The following is a 20,150-nucleotide window of genomic DNA, read 5'->3' on the forward strand; positions in this document are numbered from 1 at the left end:
GGGGAATATTATTTATGGGTAATTTCACTATTATTGATTTTATCGTTCTTATTGTATACGTACTAGGGATTGCGTTGTTTGGTGCTTATTTTGGCAAAAATCAGAAATCTACGAAAGATTACTTTTTAGGTGGTCGTAGTATTCCATGGTGGGCGGTAGGTCTATCTGTCATGGCGACACAAGCAAGTGCAATTACGTTTATTGGGGCACCTGGATGGGGTTATGCAGGTGGATTAGAACGTATGAACACATTCATTAATGTTCCACTTGTTATGGCGTTTTTAATGGTGACAATTGTACCGTTTTTCTATCGCACAGAAGTTTATACAGCATATGAGTATTTAGAGAAACGTTTTGATACGAAAACTCGTACATTAACAGCTGCACTTTTCCTTGTAGCACGTGGTCTTGCAACTGGAGTTGTTTTATATGCTCCCGCATTAGTTCTTTCAGTAGTAACAGGCTGGGATATTAATGTTACCATTATTTTAATGGCAGTAATTGCAGTTGCCTATACGGTATTAGGTGGTATTTCTGCAGTAATATGGACGGATGTTATTCAAATGTTTGTTCTTTGGTTGGGTGCTGGTTTAGCTATTTTTACATTAGTTGGAAATATTCCGGGTGGATTTGCTGGTGCAATAGCCGCCGGATCGGAAGCCGGATTATTACAGTCTTTAGATTTCTCATTTGACTTATCAGTAGAATATAGTATCTGGGCAGGTGTATTAGGTGGTTTCTTCTTACATGCAGCTTACTTTGGAACAGATCAAAGTCAAATTCAGCGTGTGTTAACGAGTAAGTCTTTAAAAGAAAGTAAAATGTCATTAATTATAAGCGGTCTATTTATGTTCCCTCAAATGCTATTATTCTTATTTATTGGGATTTTATTATTTGCTTTCTATGCACATGTTGGGGACCCGAATGTTGAAAATTTAAATGAGTTATTCCCGATGTTCGTTGTAAATTATTTACCTGTAGGAATATCAGGTTTAATTATTGCAGGTGTATTTGCTGCAGCGATGTCTAGTCTTGACTCAGCATTAAACTCATTATCAGCAGTATCGATTCGTGATTTTTATGCGAAATTCTTTAAGAAAGATGCTTCAGAAATACATTATTTAAAAGCATCACGTTGGGCAACTGTCTTTTGGGGTGTTTATGCGACGATCTTTGCTTTCTTTGCAGGAAACTTAGGTCCAGTTATTGAAACCGTTAATAAAATTGGTTCATATTTTTACGGTGCGTTAATTGGTGTGTTCTTATTAGCCATCTTCATTCGTCGTGCGAATGGTACGGGTGCTTTTGCTGGGATTATTGCTGGTATGATCGCAGTGTGGGCAGTGATTAATTTTGCAAATATTTCATGGTTGTATAATAACTTAGTTGGTGCAATCGTTTCGGTTGTCGTTGGTTACGCAGTAAGTTTACTGTCAGAAGCACCAGAAAAAGAAAAACTTTCAGGTCTTGTTTATGGTATGGCGGATGATGAAGTTCAAGATGCATTAAAACAGCGTCAAGCTTCAGCTGAACAAATTCAAGAAGAAGCAGATGAAAAGAGTATGAAAAAATGGCCACTATTAATGGTTGGATATTTCTTTATTACGATTATTATTCTTTATTTCATTCAATTAATATAGGTGAAGAAAATGGAAAGCTTTTTGCTTAGAGCTGTAATAGAAAAAAAAGATGCCGTTCGTTTAATTAGTGAACATCAAAATAATTTGGTCATAAAATGGCAAAAACTCTTTAAAAAAAATCATAAGAAGTTAACATCCATTGAAATGTTATATCTACCCTATTGGTGCTTTGATTATGAGTACCATAGCAAACAAGTAAAAGACACTATTAAGGGAAAAGTAGCAGTAGAAACGACAAAAAATTTAACAGCTATCCTTCCAGATGGAGCAGAATTGTTATCGTTATCAGAAGTTCTTCATAAAGGAGGTCTTCCTCTCCTTACAGTAAAAGGTGATCCCGATCCAGAAGTTGCTCGTGAAACTATCTATTGGGAAGCTTTTGCTAAGGAAAAAAAGCGTAAGGATATAAAAATTGAAATTACCAATTCTTCTGTATTATATGTCCCTTATTGGATTGGGTATTTACAAGGAGAAAAAATTGAGATTATTGCTGTTGATGCAACAACAGGAAAAATTGATTTAGGGATTAAAGATGCTTTTCTAATGAAACTAGTAGAAAAATAGCTTAGAGCAGCCTTTTAGTAACGGGTTTCGTATCCTATCGCAAAATCATAAATTACAGTCAAAAATGCAGGCAAAATTTTATCAATATTTGCACATGAATTTACGACTATTTAAGTAGCTTCACCGATGGTAGTTAGGGGTTTCCACTTGTGAGAGTAGGACGTTGCTAGGTAATATGAAGAACGCATTCCAATGGAGTGTGTTCTTTTGTATTTTCGTAGTATTGCGTTTTTTACTGTTACATGCTGCTTTACGTCGAAGGAAATTTCCTCAATGTTGCCCCCTACCTCTAAACGGAGAGTAGGTGGGAACTCCCATTCAGGTTGAGTTGAGACTCCATCTGAATTTTCGATGTTCTAGCGGAGCAAGACTTTTTGCTGTTAGCATAATGATTGGTACTTTGTAAATAGTTCTAATTTTTTGCAGGTAGAGAAACCGTCCATTTGAGGCATTAACACATCTAATACAATGAGATCCACCTTCTCCTTTTCTAATAGGCCTCCGCTGCTTCCCCTGAGAGATTATGGTTTAATTTTGCGAGAAAATAGTCCCCGTTTTTTCTGAGGATATTGGCTCGACCCCCGTTAATAGGGAATCAGAGCTCCAAATTCTCATTCCAGAATGCATCGCTAAAGCATTATAGCCTAGTTGATTAAGAATTCTCAGGAGCGGGCAATTTAATCATTAACGGTAAAGCAGCGATGGGAACAACCAATCATGTTCCGTGGGGAGGATTAATTGCAGGGTATGTATTCTTTGTCGTATCGTCGACAGGTTTATCGTTAGTTTCCTCATTAGGGCACGTTTTTAAGTTTAAAAGATTTGAAGTAATTGGTAAACGTGCCGTCTTAGGTTCAATTATCACTCTATTAATGGGTTTTGTAGTTATTGGTTTGGAATTAGGAAACCCGTTTGCAATGATTAATATATTATTTACATCCAACTTAAAATCTGCTATTTTTTGGATGGGTTTACTCTATGGAGTATATCTAGTACTACTCTGTATAGAATTTTTCTATATGATAAAGGACGACCACAAGAAATCTAGTTTCTTCGGATTACTAGTTTTAATTTCTGCGATTGCAGCACACAGTAACTTAGGTGCAGTATTCGGATTTTTAACTGCTAGACCTTACTGGACTGGTCCCTATATGTCCATCTACTTTATTTTATCTGCATTTTTGTCAGGAGTTGCTATATTAGCGATTGTGTACTTTGTCGTTATGAAGGTGAAAGATAATGAAACATTATATTACCGAGGAGATCATATTTTATCTAGTCTTGGTAAGCTGCTAGTTTTATTTATCGGTATTACAATGTTCTTTACTACGTGGAAGATACTAACAGGTCTTTACGGAGCGGTTCCAGGAAAATATGAAGCGAATATGGTGACCTTAACTGGTCCTCTTGCCATGCAATTTTGGTTCCTTGAAGTAGGGTTAGGTATGGTTATACCACTAGTAATTTTAAGTTTACCAAATGGTTTCACACCAACGAGAGTTTTTATTGCCGGTTCAATGGTAATTGTGGGCATATTTTTTATGCGTATTGATTTAGTATTTGCAGGTCAAATGATCCCACTTGAAGTTGTAAAGGGAATGGAAGTTGAAGCATATCGAGCATGGTCCATTGCATGGGCCGAATGGGCACTTATATTTGGTGCTATTGGAGGCAGTATTTTGTTATACCTGATTGGTGAAAAACGGTTAAATTTATGTACCGTTATAAACGATGATGTCCATACTACTCAGAAAAGAGAATTAGCTAAACCAATTTACAAGTGATAAAAAGGAGAATGAAGATGAAGAAAAATAGAAATCTAAAAGACGTACGAAATGAACTTCAACAAATTTTGTACACCTTCGCTGAGTTCTATATATATCCAAATGAACAATTTATTAATGAAATTACATCTAGTATCGTTGATGAGGATTTAACATCTTTATTCTCTAGTATCAATGTAAATATCAAACCAAGGTTTAAGGAAAAAGCTTTAGAGGCGAAGGATTTAAAGCAACAATATCTTAATAGCTTTTCGGGAATCACACAACCATTTGCCCCGCCTGTAGAGTCATTATATAAGCCTTGAACAGCGGATTCCACAGCCAAAGTATCCATTGCCAAAAGCAAAGGATATTTAATGGGAGACTCTGCCATTCATATGAAGCATTTATTTAAGCAATATAATATTTCCGTTCCCCATGGCTATGAAAACACGCCAGATCATTTAACGTTACTGTTAGAGTTTTTAGCATTCTTACATGAAGGCGATAATACTTTAACGATTCTCCAGTTCATTTCAGATCATCTTGATTGGTTACAGACCTTTATTGATGAGTTGAAAGAAGTGGCAAATAGTTCATTTTATGTGTATGTAACTATCGTGTTCGATGAGTTCTTAAAAGCTTATTATTTGGATATGTAGTTGCATGTTAGAAAGGAGTGGATCTTCTCGTGTATAAAAGACTAATATTTTTTTCAATAAACTTTTTCATACTGCTGTTATTAGGAGGCTGTACGAAAGTAGCCCAAGTTCCAGTAGATGAGCCGATTGGAGTATTCGGAGGGGAGGTAGATGTTTCTCTTTACGTTATAGAAGTAGAACCTAGTCAGGGTCCGGAGCCAGTTGAATTAGAAGAACACTTAAATTATATCGACACGGAAGAATTAATGAGGTTGGTAGGGACGGTTTTACCAACAAGTACAGAGCGGTCTACCTACGATCAATATACACCTGAATGGGGTTTTGTCTTGATTGACTCGCGCCCTCCAGGTCCTTATAAGGAAAGTCATATTAACGGTGCTATTAACATGCCAGATGGAGAATTTGATCGTCTCGTTCATCTTTTGCCTGAAAACAAAGAGACCATGTTAATTTTCTATTGTGGGGGATTGCATTGCCATTTAAGTCCAGCCTCTGCAAATAAAGCATTAGAGTTAGGGTATACGAATGTCTGGGTGTATCAAGAGGGGACACCTTTTTGGAAATCTAAAGGAAATTATTTTGTTACTACACCGGAGTATGTTGGCGATTTAATTATGGAAACGTACGTGACAGATGAGGACAGTGATCCCTATGTGATCTTCGATGCTAGGACATACAATGGGTATTTCAATGAGCACATTCCTGGTGGAACCTTTCCTGTGAATTCCTCGGAAGGTTATTCCGATTCTTAGTTTCTTATTAAGCGAATGACAGATTTAAATTAGTGTAGTATATAATAAATGGAATGTTTATAAAAAGGGAGTAATTTTTTTGAGTAAAAAAAGATGGATGAACTTAATTAAAGTATTATCACTTTGTTTTATTCTTTTAGCTAGTTTATTTTCACTAAAAACGAAAATGGCCATTGTTTCCAATTCTGCCAACCACTATGTTACGATTGCGCATCGCGGTGGGGCAGGTTATGCACCTGAAAATACGATGGCCGCATTTAATAAAGCGGTAGAAATGAAATGTGATTATTTGGAACTTGATATACAAATGAGTAAGGAAGGTGAGTTTGTAGTCATTCATGATCCAACCATAAACCGTACTACGAATGTGAATACAAGAAAGTCAATATATGTATCTGATTTAACCGTAGCCCAATTAAAACAATTAGATGCCGGAAGTTACTTCGGAGCTGAATTTTACGGAGAACGTATTCCTACTTTAAAGGAAGTATTAGATGAGTTTAGTGGGAAAATTGGAATTATCATTGAAGTGAAAGCACCTGAACTGTACCCAGGAATTGAAGAAAAACTAGCTGCAATACTGATTGGAAATGAACTCGATAAGTCTAACAATTCAAACATTATAATTCAATCATTTAATTTTCAGTTTGTAAAAAAAATCCGTGAACTATTACCTGAAATGACGACAGCTGTCATCATATCGAAAAGAAGGTATTTGACGGATGATTATTTAAAAGATTTCTCAGCGTATGCCGACTATGTGAACACAAGCCGTCGCCTAGTAACGAAACAGTTAGTTGAGAAGGTCCATTCGCATCATATGAAAATGATGTCATGGACGGTTCGATCAAAAGACCAAATTAGCCCGTTAATGAAAGCGGGTGTTGATGGAATTATTACTGATTATCCAGACTACGTTGGATGAAAAAAGTATCATTGAGCATAATTTAAAACCAATTATACAATGAAAATATTAAAGTAGTGTCGATACTACTTAAGGCATTTATTGTGGACTTTAAAAAGTGGGAGAGATTCTATGGAAAATAAAAATTTAGAATTAACAAGAAAGCTACGTCATCATTTACATATGCATCCAGAACTCTCAAACCAAGAAATTTTGACGAAACAGCATATAATCGAATTTCTTAAAGCGCACACAAAACTAGAGATTGTTGACAAAGGTCAATGGTTTTATGCGATTTATCGTGCAGGTGAAGATAAAATGAACATTGCGTTCCGCGCGGATTTTGATGCAGTTCCAATTGAAGAAACAATCTTGCTTCCGTACGCTTCCAAAAACCCAGGCATTTCTCACAAATGTGGACATGATGGTCACTCTGCCTGTCTTGCCGGTTTTGCACTTGAAATCGATCAGAAAGGTGCAGATAAAAACATCTTTTTCTTGTTTCAACATGCGGAGGAAACGGGAGATGGTGCTTTTCAGTGTGTATCTTTTATAAAGGAGAATAACATCGAAGAAATTTTTGCTTTCCACAATATGAGTGGTATGGCTTTGAATTCCGTTTATGTCATTGATGGAACTGCTCACTGTGCATCCAAGGGGATGACGATTCACATGGAAGGTACGCCAGCACATGCAAGTCAACCGGAAGATGGAGTAAATCCAGCATTTGCGATTGCAAAGATTATTGATGCGATTCCTCGGTTGACATCTCCAATAAACAACAAAGGATTGGTACTCTGTACTGTAGTACAAGTAAATGTTGGGGAAAGGGTGTTCGGTGTATCTGCAAGCAAGGGAGAATTGCTTCTAACCATTCGAGGGTTGTATGAAGAAGAATTGGATAGCCTACAGAAGAATCTTGAAAATCTTTCACTTTCTCTTTCAGAACAGTACGGGCTAAAGACCAGCTTCTCTTATGATGACGTCTTTCCTGAAACGGTAAATGATAAGGAAAGCACTGATAAGATACGTCAAGTATGTCAAAAGAGAGGGATTCCGTTAGTTGAGATGAAGGAAGCATTCCGTGCGTCCGAAGACTTCGGTCATTATTTAAAAGAGACAAAGGGTGCAATCTGCTACATTGGGAACGGAGAAGATTTTCCTCATATCCATACTGTGCAGTATGATTTCCGAGATGATATCATCGAAACCGCAGTGGAACTTTTCAAAGGGCTCGCAGAATTGTGAACCGTTTCCCTGCAAATATTAGCTTAAAACTATTTGATAACATAAAAAACCGAGACTGTTCATGATCTCCTGAAGACCCCTACCTCAAAACGCAAAAAATTCGAAAAGTTAAGGTGGGGATTAACTGCCCCTAAAGTTCTGATATAGAATAACTAACAATCAGTGAAAGCTGATGATTGGTTATTCTTAAGCCCATGGTATAAGTTAAACTAACAATCAGTGAGGGATGAGGGAACATTGATTGTAGTTTAGCTTTTTCAAATTGTTCTATATCTCAACTCAAGGAAAAATTTTACTTTTTGTTGTACAATATTGAGAGTTGGTCTTATCCAATAGATTTGAGCATGGATTAAATGCTAATTTTTTTTACCTGTTCATTAAGGAGGGGAATTTTTTGAGGAAATTTATTATCTTAATTATGTTCGTAATACTACTATCTGCTTGTTCATCACAGAATTCACATAAGTCTTTTGAAAGTGTAATAGAATTAGAAGATGTAAAGTTCGAAGTGAGTAATTACGAATTGAAAAGCAGTAACAACCCTAACGATAAAGATGTTCAAACATTTCACAAAAATGCATTATATTATCGATTTACCCTTTTAAATACTGGCGTTGAGAAAATAGGTTCAGAGAAAATCGACGACGAAAAATTGGAAGTGTATATTGAAGCACATGATCATTTATTCGCTTTTATGGAACCAAACCGGTTTGGAAATAACAAGTCAAACATGTGGCGAGCAAGTGGGAGTCAACAAGCATTTTTAAACCCAAATGATAAAGGTGAGTATTTCCTCACCTATATCATTGCCGATAATCAAGATTTAGATAATGTAACTGAAAATGCATTAAAAGCTGATATTGTTGTGCTGCTAGTAACTGCTTCTGGTGAAAGTAAAGAGATAAAAAGATTCAATCTAACAAATGATTAAATAGTGATCAATCATTTAATTGATGAGTTACTAAAGGGTAAGAGCTGTTACATATTAATTCTTCTCCTCTTTTACTAACAAGCAGAAGAGGAAAAGAAAAACGAGTAATAACTGAAACTTTAAACCCTCTTATCCGGCTAATTAATTGAAAATACAGTAGGTAAAATTTTTTATGGGGGAATAATATGAAATTGAAATTTTTACTAATTCTTCTAAGTGTGCTGTTATTAATATTAGGTGGTTGCACGAATAAAACTGAAATTTCTAATGAAATGAATAACGAAAATGAAGAACTACAAGAAAGTACCCCGAAGAATCCACCTAAAGTTTCAATTTCTAATGGTGTAGAGGAGGAGAAGGGTGTACTTGGCCCATATAGCTGGACTTATTGTTGCAGTAATGGAAAAGCAATAAGTATTGAAGCGTCAGCTGATGCACCACCGAACTTAGTTCAACACGAGGAACCCTTTAAAGTAACTTCTAGTATGGTTATTTCTATAGACTTTGAGATACCTCCTAATAGATACGAAGTGAGGACTTGGGATGAAAGTAGTGGTGTTATAGGCACATATACTGAAATAGACACTTTAAGTCATAAAGGGAGAACTGTTTTTGAAATTTTTGCAACTTGGGAGCAAGGTAATGCTAGTTATTCTTTTTTAGTAGATATTGAGTATGAAAGTAGTTCCGAAACAGGCGCTAATAGTGTTCCAAATTCTTTAGAATTAATAAAAACTGAAGAAACTGATGTTTTAATAAAAGCAATAGCTAATTCAAAGAAAAAGCCTGGCATTGTCAATATGACAAATCCACAGTATCAATTCAGTATCGGTAAAGATAGCTATTTTCTTTGGATTACTAACGACTCTGGAACAATAATAAACACAAAAGACACACATACGATATATTCACTGCCCATTAGTTCTGTTAAAGAAATCTACGAGTTTGTTAATAATAAAAATTAAAAAGCAATAATTCGGATTTAATAGCAATTAATGAGCAACCGGCTTGTGGTTTTCTTTCCGCTTTTGAGGATTGGTGTCATCAGGAATTACTTGATTCAAAACATCTTGGTAGTGTTTTAATTTCTTTTTCATAAATTCTGCTCTTATTTTAGCTTCTTCCACTTGAATTAATTTGCCAATTCACAACACCTTAAAAAATCTGATTATCATTCGTGTAGAAGATGTTAGGGGTGTTTTCACTTATTGAACGATTGAAGTACAATAGTACAATAAGAAAACCATATTAACCGCGCTAATAATATTGAATTTGGTATACTTTAATTGATAAACTGGGGAAAATGGTGAGGTAAAGTTATTTATTAACTTGTAAAAGGAGTGTTTCCATTATGGTTGGGGTAGAAATTGATATAGTTGTGAAAGATAGCTTAAAAGCATTGGAATTATACGAAAAAATATTCGATATCGAGCGTGTGGAGGTTTCAAACTTTCCTCGCGGTGAAAATGAGGTAGTTTTTACCCTATATGACGTTCACTTTCATATGTTAGATGAAAACCCAGAATTCCATTTAATCGCACCAAATCCTGACGACCCTAAAACTAGTTGGGTTAATGTTACTGTCCCAGACATTAAGGAAACCTATGCAATGGCGATGGATTTAGGTTGTACAGAGGTGCAACCGGTGACTGAGCTCTCAGACTACGGAGTGTCGAACGCCATATTCATGGACCCCTTTGGTTATATATGGATGCTGCATCAAGTACATAAAGAGGTTAGTCATGAAGAACGTATACAGCTTTGGGAGGAAAAAAGGAAGAATTAACAAAGGGGGAAAGATAAGAATATACAGCAATGAAAAATCTCGATAAGAAGAATGGGTTGGAGAGTTGTAGATCAAAGTCAGATCAACAACTCTTTATATTCTTTAAAAGCATCTTCTTATGTTTTTCGATAAAAAAGAATTAAATATAAGCATGATTGGTGAAAGATATTTTCCTTTTGGGGAAATGATTGAAAATTCCCTTTCGCACTTATCTTTAAGGGGTATTTTAAATATTAGATTATGCTTCAATTCTACACGAACTGTTGTAGAGGAAAGAAATCCAATTCCACAATTATTTAAAACGGCTTGTTTTATTGCTTCATTAGTACTTAGTTCAAAGATTTTTGGAGATAAACCAACAATGTTTAATTGCTCTTCAATACATTCTCTAGTGTGTGATCCACGTTCTCGTAAAAGTAGAGTTTCGTTTTTTAACTCAGTAGATGAATGTATATCTTTAAACTTTTCTTTCTGTTCAATTGAACAATAGGCATTAATTTTATCTTGTAAAAATGGCTGGAAGTTGAATTTCTGATCATAAAATCTTTTAGCAACTATCGCAATATCAATTTTATTATCCATAAGTTTTTCAATAATTGTTGATGTGTTATTAATCATAAGATTAACTTTTATATTTGGGTGTTTTTTTTGAAAGTCAATAACTAGATTCGTAATGATATAAGTACCAATTGTAGATCCGCATCCTACATTAAGTTCACCACTTTCTAGGTTAGTAAGTGAAGATAGTGCCTTATCTGCTTGATCTGCTATTGAGATAATCTGCATTGCGTATTTAAGCAGTTGTCTCCCTGCATCTGTTAATTCAACTTTTTTCTTCGTACGATAAAACAAAGGTAATTCATAATACTTTTCTAAAGCTTCAATTTGCCTTGAAACGGCAGGTTGACTTAAGGAAAGTTCTTCTGCAGCTTTGGTAAAATTAAGGTGTGTAGCAACAGCATAGAAGGTCTTTAGTTGATGAAATTCCAAAGCTATTCACCTCTCAAAATAAAAATGATAAACTAATTCATAGTAAGTAGAGAAAGGAGGAACTAGAATGAAACCTCATATCTCATTAACTTCATATTCAACTGGTTCGGGCTGAGCTAGTAAAGTTAGGTCCCTAGACCTTACGCAAGTTTTGCGTAATATACCTGTTTCGCCTGATAAACAATTAATAGCTGGGATTGGAGAAGATGCTATTGGGTACTCATGGCAAAACGAGATAATGGTGCAATCTGTTGATATTATTACACCTGTTGTAGATGATCCTTATCAATTTGGTGCGATAGCTTGTGCTAATGCATTAAGTGACATTTATGCAAAAGGGGCAGAGCCGTTATTTGCTTTAAATATTATCGGCTTTCCTACATCCACACTTCCGTTACGTTATCTTGAAGAAATGTTGAAAGGTGGAGTAGATAAAATCCATGAAGCAGGCGCAAGTATTGTTGGTGGACATACGATAGATGATACTTGTCCGAAGTATGGTCTTTCAGTTACTGGAAAAATCCCATATGGAGAACGCTTCATAACGAAAAAAGGTGCCTGTGTCGGTGATGCTGTCATTTTAACGAAGCCTATTGGAATAGGTGTCTACACAACAGCCATCGACCAAAAGATTGCAACTAAAGACCAGCAAGAAATCGCCGTTAATGAAATGGTAAAGTTAAATAAAGACGCTTCCTTGGCTATGAGACAAGTTGAAACACATGCATGTACCGATGTTACTGGCTTTGGTTTACTTGGTCATTTGTGTGAAATAGCCGATCATAGTCAAGTGTCAATTGAGCTTGATTTGAGAAATATTCCTTATTTAAATGATGTGTTCTCTTTGTTAAAAGAGGGTGCTACATCTGAAGGAATATATAATAATATCTCTACTTATAAAACAAAAGTAAATTATACAGAAAACATCACTTCAGAAGAAGAATTATTACTGCATGATCCTCAAACATCGGGAGGCTTATTAATTGTTCTTCCACAAGATCAAGTGGATGAGTTACTTACAAAATTATCGGACAAAGAAATATCAGGTCACGTTATCGGCACTGTAACTGAAAAAAACGATGTTCAAATTATAACAAAGCATACATTTTTGTAAAGCAGCCTATGATCGGTTGCTTTTTTGTTTTTAATTATGCGTGAAATGCATTATAAACATAATAATAATGCATTTCACTTATTAAAGAAACAGTCTTACAATTAAATTAGAAAATAAATCACTTGATCGATAAGGGGAGTGCTTGAGATGAAACTGGGGATTATTCTTAAAACAAAGGAACCTGAAAAGGCTTGGAATGCTTTCCGTTTTGCCAATGCTTGTATAGGTAGAGACCGTGAAGTAAAGGTTTTTTTAATGGGTGAAGCTGTTGAATGTGAGCAAGTCAAACACGAGAAATATAATGTTCCAGAAGAAATGAACAATTTCCTTGATAGTGAAGGTATATTATTTGCCTGTGGTACTTGTATTAAGTCCCGAAAGCTGGAGGATCAAACGGTTTGTCCAATTTCGACAATGAATGATTGTGTTGAATTAGTAGAATGGGCGGATAAGGTAGTAACATTCTAAGCAATTACTGGTTAAAATTTTTATGAAGAAGGAGTTTAATAATGTCTAGCTCGCATGATTTAGCACAAAGTTACTTAGATTCTCCTGAGAAACAAAGCAGATTATATAAACGTACACTTATCGTTGTGAGTATCTCTCAAATTTTTGGTGGGGCAGGATTAGCAGCCGGCATAACAGTAGGAGCCCTTCTTGCTCAGCAAATGATGGGAACAGATGCATTTGCTGGACTACCTGCAGCACTGTTTACATTAGGTTCAGCAGGTGCTGCTTTTATCGTAGGAAAACTTTCTCAAACGTTTGGACGACGAATTGGACTGGTGACAGGCTTTTTAGCAGGTGGTATTGGAGCGCTAGGAGTTGTGCTTGCGGCGATTATAAATAGTATATTTCTTTTTTTAATTGCTCTGCTTATATATGGTGCAGGTACAGCAACAAATCTGCAAACACGTTATGCTGGAACGGACTTAGCTAATAAGAACCAGCGTGGTACTGCTATTAGTATTGCAATGGTTTCGGCAACCATTGGAGCATTTGCGGGACCTAACTTAGTCGGTGTTATGGGGAGTGTTGCTCTTTCTATCGGTATTCCAGAGCTTGCTGGTGCTTTCCTATTGTCTGGAAGTGCCTTTATCATAGCAGGTTTAGTCATTTTTCTTATGCTTCGCCCTGATCCTTATTTGATTGTTAAAGTGATGAACGATATTACTAACAAGAAGAGAAAATCTTTAAGAAAGGATAATCAAGAAAGCAATAAAAGAGGCATCTCAGTTGGCGCATTGATCATGATCCTAAGTCAAATGGTGATGATTGCGATTATGACAATGACCCCAGTACACATGGAACATCATGGTCATGGACTAAGTGAAATCGGACTTGTTATAGGTATTCATATCGGTTCTATGTATCTTCCATCACTTGTTACCGGTATTCTTGTTGATAAGATTGGACGAATAAATATGGCAATTGCTTCTGGGATAACTTTATTAATCTCAGGTGTAATAGCAGCATTGGCTCCTGGTGATTCTATGCTATATTTGGTCATTGCTCTTGCATTGCTTGGAATTGGATGGAATTTTGGATTGATAAGTGGCACAGCTCTAATTATAGACTCAACCGAACCGAATACACGAGCTAAAACACAAGGAACCGTCGATGTCTTTATTGCATTAGCAGGTGCTTCGGGTGGAGCGCTTTCAGGAATGGTTGTTGCTGGTTCAAGTTACGCCATATTATCATTTTCTGGAGGAATGTTGTCATTATTACTCATTCCGGTAATGATATGGTTTCATCGAAAAAAATCGGTAAAACCTTTGATGTAGTTATAAATTCCGAAAAGGGATGTTAGTGATTAGAAGTGTAAAAAAAGCGGTGTGATACCTAGTAACGGGTTCGATTTTGAGGTAGAAAAACGCATTTAGCAGTTACATTTACAATAGTTTTAACATCACTATTGATAGTAAATTAGCATTATAAAAAGCAAGGGAGTCGGTAAATTCCTTTGCTTTTTTAATTTACAAACAATTCGATGATTATTTCGAAAGTTTTTCAAGGTTAATGGCTAATTATGTTAATATAAGAGTGTAAGAAATATTGCCTTTGTTTGTGAAGAAATACACTTAAACGAAGCAATATTGTGGAATAAGGAAGTTTTAAATGAGTACCGAAAAAGTAATTGTAAAAAAGAGTTTTTGGATGAGGGGTTAATCTTGAAACAAGATTATAAAAAAGTTGGGTTAGGTTCGATTTCATTATTGCTATTTATATTTGGGATATTATTTCCCGTTTCATTCGGTAATCGAGAATCTTATGGAGATAGTATATTAAGATTTTTTGGATTAAGCCCTTGGTCAAACGGTGACACAGGATTTCATTATACAATATTTTATTCGCTTATTTTCTATTTACCAGCATTGATTCTGGGTTATAAGTTCAAAAATGACTTGTGGGCAAAATTAGGTAGAACCTTAACTTTGATTACGATTATCTTAATTCTATTAAGTCTGTTTTTTGTCGCAGTGTAGATAAAATATTTAGTGCATGAATAAATTAAGAAAGAGTAAGAAGTTTATAAATCTTATTCAACAAACGATGCGATAGTGGAACATTGGTAGTGACGTTTTGTTTTAGTATTGAGCAGTTTACTAGAACAAAAAAATTAAGGAATTCCTTTACAAAATGAATTCGACATGCTGAAATTCTATGGAAGTAACGAAGCATAATTAGAGAAGACTTTATGTCGAACTAGATATATCAGATCTTTTGTAATCTGAAAGCAAACTTTTATTTTAATGTGAGGCTAACGTGCAGCTGTTAAAATGTTACTAAATGATTTGTCTAGGTCTATAGAGCATTCCTTTGTCACGAGGAATGCTCTTTATTATGTCTAGGAAAACAAAGATTAACAATAAAAACATTATAATATATGATAAAAATTTATTGTAAAACGATAAATTAAATGGTAAATTGAATTTGATATCAAATAAGTGAGGTGCTTTTTATGAAAAAAGGAACAACACTATTATTAAAAACAGCTGTCTTTCTTATCGGAACGCCAATTCTTGCTTTATGTATTTATGGGTTACTTCTATTAGGGAGAAATCCAGTGAATTCCAATTATGTTCACATACTTTATCCTATTATAGTGGGTATGTATGTTACAGTAATACCTTTCTACTATGCTCTTTATCACGCTTTTAAACTTTTAACTTATATTGATAAAAACGAAGCTTTTTCAGAATTATCCGTTAAGGCTTTAACAAAAATAAAATACTGCGCTTTTGCAATTAGTATTACATATGTGGTGATTTTGCCGTTCATTTACATCTTGGCAGAAAAAGATGATGCACCCGGTGTCATTTTGATTGGAATGGTCACTATTTTTGCTTCTATAGTAATTGCGTTCTTTGCAGCAGTTCTTCAAAGGCTTTTATTAGAGGCGATTGATATAAAATCAGAAAATGATTTAACGGTCTGAGGTGAAAAAAATGGCAATTGTAATCAATATTGATGTGATGTTAGCTAAAAGGAAAATGAGTGTTACAGAACTTTCAGAGAGGGTTGGAATAACGATGGCTAATCTTTCTATATTGAAAAACGGAAAGGCAAAGGCGATTCGATTTTCAACCTTAGAGGCAATTTGTAAGGCTTTAGACTGCCAACCAGGAGATATTTTAGAGTACAAAAGTGACGAAAATACTTTAAAGTAGCAAAATTATTTATTTACTATCACTTACTCAACAATTTTGTTGAAGTAGAGTATAGGGAATACAAATTTAGTGAGTTAAAAGAAGTTGGTGAAGAATGAAAAAGAAACTCTTAATGATTACTCCTGAAAATAAGGAGATTAACCGATTTAGAAAAAAGCAGTTTAATAATTTTATTCAAATAACAATGCCGTATTTGGCAGCTTTCGTAGATGAGGAAAAGTATTTGATTACTTTAGTTGATGAATACAATCAAGAAATACCAATAGACCAGGATTTTGACTTAGTGGCAATAACGGTTAATACTTCAAATGCTTCACATTGTTATCGTATGTCAGCACAATTTAGGAGTAAAGGTGCCAAGGTTGTTTTCGGTGGTCCACATGTAACATTATTACCAGATGAAGCAATGGAACATTGTGATTATTTAATAGTGGGTGAAGCCGAGCATTCATGGCCTCAGTTTCTAACTGAATTTTATCAAGGGGATTGTAACAAGAAAATATATAAAATGAGAGAGGTACCTTCTTTAGATGGAATGCCAATTCCTAGAAGGGATTTAATCTATAATCGTTATTTTACAAAAGGGGCCGTTATAGCCTCAAGAGGTTGTCCTTATCATTGCTCATATTGTAATTTAAAACAGATTTATCATGATTCGTTTAGGATCCGACCAATACAGGAAGTGATTGAAGACATAAGGAAAATTAAAAGTAAGTATTTTGTTTTTTGGGATGATAATTTTTTTGGTGATATAAAATATGCCAAAGCATTAATGAAAGAACTCAAAGTTTTGAATAAACGCTGGGCAGCACAAGTGACACTTGAGAGGTGTAAGGATGATGAATTATTAAAGCTTGCTAAGGAAGCAGGATGTATATATTTTTTTGTTGGAATTGAATCTTTTTCAAATGAAAGCCTAGAAAGTGTAAACAAAAAGATTAATAATGTAGGAAAATATGAGACCCTCATAAAAAATGTGCATAAACACGGTATTTCAATTCAAGCGGGGATTATTTTTGGATTTGACACAGATACAAAGGATGTATTTAAAAAGACACTTGAAGCATGTAATTATCTTGGTATCGATGGTGTTACCGTTAGTATTTTGACACCTTTACCAAATACACCTGTTTATGAACAGTACAAAAGAGAAGGTCGCCTTCTTACTGATGATTGGAGTACTTATAATGGGAAAACAAGAGTTGCTTTTCAACCAAAGCAGATGACTCCAGAAGATTTGTTTGAAGGGTATATGTGGTTTAGGAAAGAGTTTTATTCATGGAAATCAATCATAAAAAGAATGAGAGTTTCGAGAACAAATTTGTTACATAACATAATAATGAATATTGGATATCGGTTGAGTATTAAAGGAACGATGCAGAAGGAAAGACGAATAAGTTAGATTGTTTGTTTCGATCTTCATAAAGCTCAACTTCTCTTTAAGCTATTAATTGAATATAAATTAGTAGCAAATAAAGGGAGGTTTTGAATTGAAAAGTTTGTTGATCCTTTTTCTTATAATAATTACTTTATCTGCCTGTAATAATGAGCAACAATTGAAGATGGGTGAAGAAGAACAGCTTTATATTGGTAGTCCTACCGCAAATGAGATTTTATCCAAAAACAAAAGAGAAGATATTTTCCTTATGAATGAAGTGGTTTACGTTAATGCTGAAAAAATTGATTGGGTAAAAAAAGCAGATTTGACATTAGGAAATGCAGTTTTTGAAGTAGTAAGGCAATCAAATGATGGCGAAGATTTCACTGAAGGTACAGCAACAAAATTACCCGTAGGAACAAAAATATATAAAACGAATGAAAAGGGTGATATTTATATTGCCGTTGTAGATGGAAGAGAAATACGATATTTAGGTTTTCGCGAAGGATAAGATATTTCATATTCAACGAATAGCGTTACTGAAATAGGAGCAATACTGCTTTTGTTGTAGTATTGAATTTAGTGCAAATAGAAATGATTATTGCTAATTCATTTTGAAACATAATACTCCTTTTTAAGAAAAATGACAGCCCATTGGAGTTGTCATTTTTCTTTTAGTCCTACGCTTTTAGCATTTGAATGGCTTTCATCAAAAGAAAAGCAATCGACATTTTTTATTGTAGAGGGTAAAAGTAAATCCTTACAAATTCCGCTTTATTTATTGCTTTTTTTAGCTGTTTAAGTATGTTGTTTCTAGGGATTAAGGACACCTGTATTTGTATAATTTTTGAATATAGGTTTCCCTTTATCCGTTTGTGTAATACTCAAAATTAGTCTACATTAATCCGGAATAAATTCTCCTCGTATTGGAATAATCACTTAATGGGCGTGATTCAAAGGAACCTGTCGAATGGGGGGCTAAATTAAAAGAAGATAGCCTAAAGACTATCTTCTTTTAATCTAGATTATTTTGAACAGAGAAAAGATAAATTCAACTATCTTTTCTTAGGACCGCCACCATTATTACCTCCGCCATTATTGTTGCCGTTTCCTCTAGGTTTTTCGGCCACTGGCTCTTCTTCAACGACAGGTTGAGGTACTACAACGGCTTCTTCTTTAGTTGGTTCAGGTTCTGTTGGTGCTACAGGTTCCGTAACGATTGGTTCTGAAACAGGTTGATTGACAGGAATAAATAAAACTTGTCCAATAAATAACATGTCAGATGTTAAGTTGTTTGCTGACTCAATAGTATCGACTGTTGTTCCATATTGAAGAGATAGTATCCACAAAGTATCACCTGAAACTACAGTGTGATACACACCTGTGACCTGTGTCTCTTCCTCTTTTATATCATCCTCGATGACATCGTGACGGTATAAATCCCATTGATCCATGAGTCTGCTGACTACATCTCGATAATAATCTCCGCCTAAGTGATTGTACCCAGCGTTCGCAATTTCATAAAGATATTCCTTTGAAGCATCTTTCACATCCCAACCGTTTGCAATTCTATTTTGATAGTTTTCGATAGCAAAATGATAGCGTTGGTTGACTAATAGAGTACCAGTTAAGAATTGTACAGAATGCTCATAAGAATCGAATTTACGGTACCAATTATCTCGTCTTTGTGTTTCATCAAAAACGATACGATCAGGTTCATAGTTTGCGATGACAGGTATTGCTCTATCAAAATCTTCATCAGGCTGCCCTTTTAACTGCCATGCATTTGGTGGGTTAAATCCCCACACTTTAATGCCGAAAAGGTTGTTTGCAAAGTGGGCCGTTCTTGTTGTTCCATAGCCACTTTCAATAATAGACATACCGATAATCGCACTTGCTGGAATGCCATGTTGTTTGTTTGCCTGAATTCCGTATTCCGTAATTTGATTAACGAAGGTTTCTCTTTCTTGATCCGTAGGGGCTTGAATTCTACCTAAATACGCATGAGAGTTTCTTCCTAATTCTGCATCTTCGAACGGAAGAGGACGAAATAGGCTAGAAGCCTCTACCTTTGTTGTTTGTCCATGCACAATGAAAAAAGGCTGAAAAACTCCTAAACTAAGAAAAAAAGCTATGATAACAGTAATTGTTATTCTATTAATTGACATAAAAAACTCCTTTCAAGATGTATTAAATGTTTGTTTGTCTGTTAGCCAAACAAGTGATCACGTTAAAAATAAACGCTAAGGTTTATTATAATAGTTTAATAGAAATTGCCTAGTGGTGAAAAATTGGAAGTTTCATAGAATGTTTTATCGCATTCTAAACGGGCACTAAGACCCCCACCTCAAAACGTAAGAAAATCGAGAAGTTTAGGTGGGGGATTAACTGCCCCTAAAGGTCCGATATAGAATAACTTTCATCAGCGAAAGCTGATGATTAGTTATTCTTATGCCCGTGGTATAAATTGAACTAACAATCAGTGGGGAATGAAGGAAGACCCCCACCGATTGAAGTTCAGCTTTATATAGAAAAAAATGGGCACAAGGGGGTTGTAGGAAAAAGGTAAATGCATACCTCAATAAAACGTTTTTGACTGCGGCTCTTTTTTGCATGAATTGGTTATTCTTTTGACTCCGGGTTAACTCTTGTATTACGTAGTAGATTCTTACTCCGCAATAAATATCTTCATTTTTAGATCACTTTGTGAGAATGTACTTAAGCTGACGGAGTAGGAATTGGGA

Annotated in this window: 20 protein-coding genes and 1 pseudogene; 19 read left to right on the forward strand and 2 right to left on the reverse strand. The window is 35.1% G+C overall.

Annotated features, from left to right (window positions below):
* Window positions 1-14 precede the first annotated feature (14 nt).
* The 11 genes from BKP37_RS01335 to BKP37_RS01385 all read left to right on the forward strand — a co-directional run bounded on the left by BKP37_RS01335 (window position 15) and on the right by BKP37_RS01385 (window position 10,250).
* The gene (locus BKP37_RS01335; RefSeq protein ID WP_071307932.1) at window positions 15-1,640 is read left to right on the forward strand and encodes a sodium:solute symporter family protein; all 1,626 of its coding nucleotides are present in this window, start codon (window positions 15-17) and stop codon (window positions 1,638-1,640) included.
* A 9-nt stretch (window positions 1,641-1,649) separates the two neighbouring features.
* The gene (locus BKP37_RS01340) at window positions 1,650-2,204 is read left to right on the forward strand and encodes a hypothetical protein (protein ID WP_071307933.1); all 555 of its coding nucleotides are present in this window, start codon (window positions 1,650-1,652) and stop codon (window positions 2,202-2,204) included.
* Between the two features lie 701 nt (window positions 2,205-2,905).
* On the forward strand, window positions 2,906-3,988 hold the full coding sequence (gene nrfD, locus BKP37_RS01345) for an NrfD/PsrC family molybdoenzyme membrane anchor subunit (RefSeq protein ID WP_071307934.1): 1,083 nt from the start codon (window positions 2,906-2,908) through the stop codon (window positions 3,986-3,988).
* 17 nt (window positions 3,989-4,005) lie between these two features.
* Entirely contained in the window at window positions 4,006-4,293 is a 288-nt protein-coding gene (locus tag BKP37_RS01350) for a hypothetical protein (protein ID WP_071307935.1), read from the forward strand.
* A 27-nt stretch (window positions 4,294-4,320) separates the two neighbouring features.
* A complete protein-coding gene (locus tag BKP37_RS01355; protein ID WP_281242992.1) occupies window positions 4,321-4,629 on the forward strand; it encodes a molecular chaperone TorD family protein in 309 nt (102 codons plus the stop codon).
* Window positions 4,630-4,658: 29 nt separating this feature from the next.
* Window positions 4,659-5,381, forward strand: a complete 723-nt coding sequence (locus BKP37_RS01360) for a rhodanese-like domain-containing protein (RefSeq protein ID WP_071307937.1) — start codon at window positions 4,659-4,661, stop codon at window positions 5,379-5,381.
* A 79-nt stretch (window positions 5,382-5,460) separates the two neighbouring features.
* Window positions 5,461-6,306 (forward strand): glycerophosphodiester phosphodiesterase, encoded by an 846-nt coding sequence (locus tag BKP37_RS01365; protein WP_245712420.1) that lies wholly within the window; start codon window positions 5,461-5,463, stop codon window positions 6,304-6,306.
* 81 nt (window positions 6,307-6,387) lie between these two features.
* The gene (locus BKP37_RS01370) at window positions 6,388-7,533 is read left to right on the forward strand and encodes a M20 metallopeptidase family protein (RefSeq protein WP_245712421.1); all 1,146 of its coding nucleotides are present in this window, start codon (window positions 6,388-6,390) and stop codon (window positions 7,531-7,533) included.
* A gap of 394 nt (window positions 7,534-7,927) precedes the next feature.
* A complete protein-coding gene (locus BKP37_RS01375) occupies window positions 7,928-8,464 on the forward strand; it encodes a putative periplasmic lipoprotein (protein WP_071307939.1) in 537 nt (178 codons plus the stop codon).
* A gap of 185 nt (window positions 8,465-8,649) precedes the next feature.
* Window positions 8,650-9,429 (forward strand): YhfM domain-containing protein, encoded by a 780-nt coding sequence (locus BKP37_RS01380; RefSeq protein WP_071307940.1) that lies wholly within the window; start codon window positions 8,650-8,652, stop codon window positions 9,427-9,429.
* Between the two features lie 386 nt (window positions 9,430-9,815).
* Window positions 9,816-10,250, forward strand: coding sequence for a VOC family protein (locus tag BKP37_RS01385; RefSeq protein WP_071307941.1), 435 nt, complete (start codon window positions 9,816-9,818; stop codon window positions 10,248-10,250).
* A gap of 102 nt (window positions 10,251-10,352) precedes the next feature.
* On the opposite strand, the gene BKP37_RS01390 is transcribed toward BKP37_RS01385, so the two are convergent.
* Window positions 10,353-11,240 (reverse strand): LysR family transcriptional regulator, encoded by an 888-nt coding sequence (locus tag BKP37_RS01390; RefSeq protein ID WP_071307942.1) that lies wholly within the window; start codon window positions 11,238-11,240, stop codon window positions 10,353-10,355.
* 130 nt (window positions 11,241-11,370) lie between these two features.
* On the opposite strand from BKP37_RS01390, the pseudogene selD reads away from it, so the two are divergent.
* The 8 genes and pseudogenes from selD to BKP37_RS01430 form a co-directional block, all read left to right on the forward strand.
* Window positions 11,371-12,354, forward strand: a pseudogene (gene selD, locus BKP37_RS01395) (selenide, water dikinase SelD); the annotation flags it as partial.
* Window positions 12,355-12,501: 147 nt separating this feature from the next.
* Entirely contained in the window at window positions 12,502-12,822 is a 321-nt protein-coding gene (locus BKP37_RS01400) for a DsrE family protein (protein ID WP_071307943.1), read from the forward strand.
* A 41-nt stretch (window positions 12,823-12,863) separates the two neighbouring features.
* Window positions 12,864-14,141 carry an MFS transporter gene (locus BKP37_RS01405; protein WP_139193032.1) on the forward strand — a complete coding sequence of 426 codons (1,278 nt, stop codon included), beginning with the start codon at window positions 12,864-12,866 and terminating at the stop codon, window positions 14,139-14,141.
* A gap of 387 nt (window positions 14,142-14,528) precedes the next feature.
* Window positions 14,529-14,843 (forward strand): hypothetical protein, encoded by a 315-nt coding sequence (locus BKP37_RS01410; RefSeq protein WP_084034492.1) that lies wholly within the window; start codon window positions 14,529-14,531, stop codon window positions 14,841-14,843.
* A 476-nt stretch (window positions 14,844-15,319) separates the two neighbouring features.
* A complete protein-coding gene (locus tag BKP37_RS01415; RefSeq protein WP_071307945.1) occupies window positions 15,320-15,796 on the forward strand; it encodes a DUF2975 domain-containing protein in 477 nt (158 codons plus the stop codon).
* Between the two features lie 10 nt (window positions 15,797-15,806).
* Window positions 15,807-16,028, forward strand: coding sequence for a helix-turn-helix domain-containing protein (locus tag BKP37_RS01420; RefSeq protein WP_071307946.1), 222 nt, complete (start codon window positions 15,807-15,809; stop codon window positions 16,026-16,028).
* A gap of 94 nt (window positions 16,029-16,122) precedes the next feature.
* On the forward strand, window positions 16,123-17,430 hold the full coding sequence (locus BKP37_RS01425; protein ID WP_071307947.1) for a B12-binding domain-containing radical SAM protein: 1,308 nt from the start codon (window positions 16,123-16,125) through the stop codon (window positions 17,428-17,430).
* A gap of 88 nt (window positions 17,431-17,518) precedes the next feature.
* A complete protein-coding gene (locus BKP37_RS01430; protein ID WP_071307948.1) occupies window positions 17,519-17,917 on the forward strand; it encodes a hypothetical protein in 399 nt (132 codons plus the stop codon).
* Between the two features lie 544 nt (window positions 17,918-18,461).
* On the opposite strand, the gene BKP37_RS01435 is transcribed toward BKP37_RS01430, so the two are convergent.
* Window positions 18,462-19,574 (reverse strand): glucosaminidase domain and LysM peptidoglycan-binding domain-containing protein, encoded by a 1,113-nt coding sequence (locus BKP37_RS01435; RefSeq protein ID WP_071307949.1) that lies wholly within the window; start codon window positions 19,572-19,574, stop codon window positions 18,462-18,464.
* Between the last annotated feature and the right edge of the window lie 576 nt (window positions 19,575-20,150).

Origin of the sequence: Anaerobacillus alkalilacustris (assembly GCF_001866005.1) — a bacterium.
Lineage (GTDB): Bacteria > Bacillota > Bacilli > Bacillales > Anaerobacillaceae > Anaerobacillus > Anaerobacillus alkalilacustris.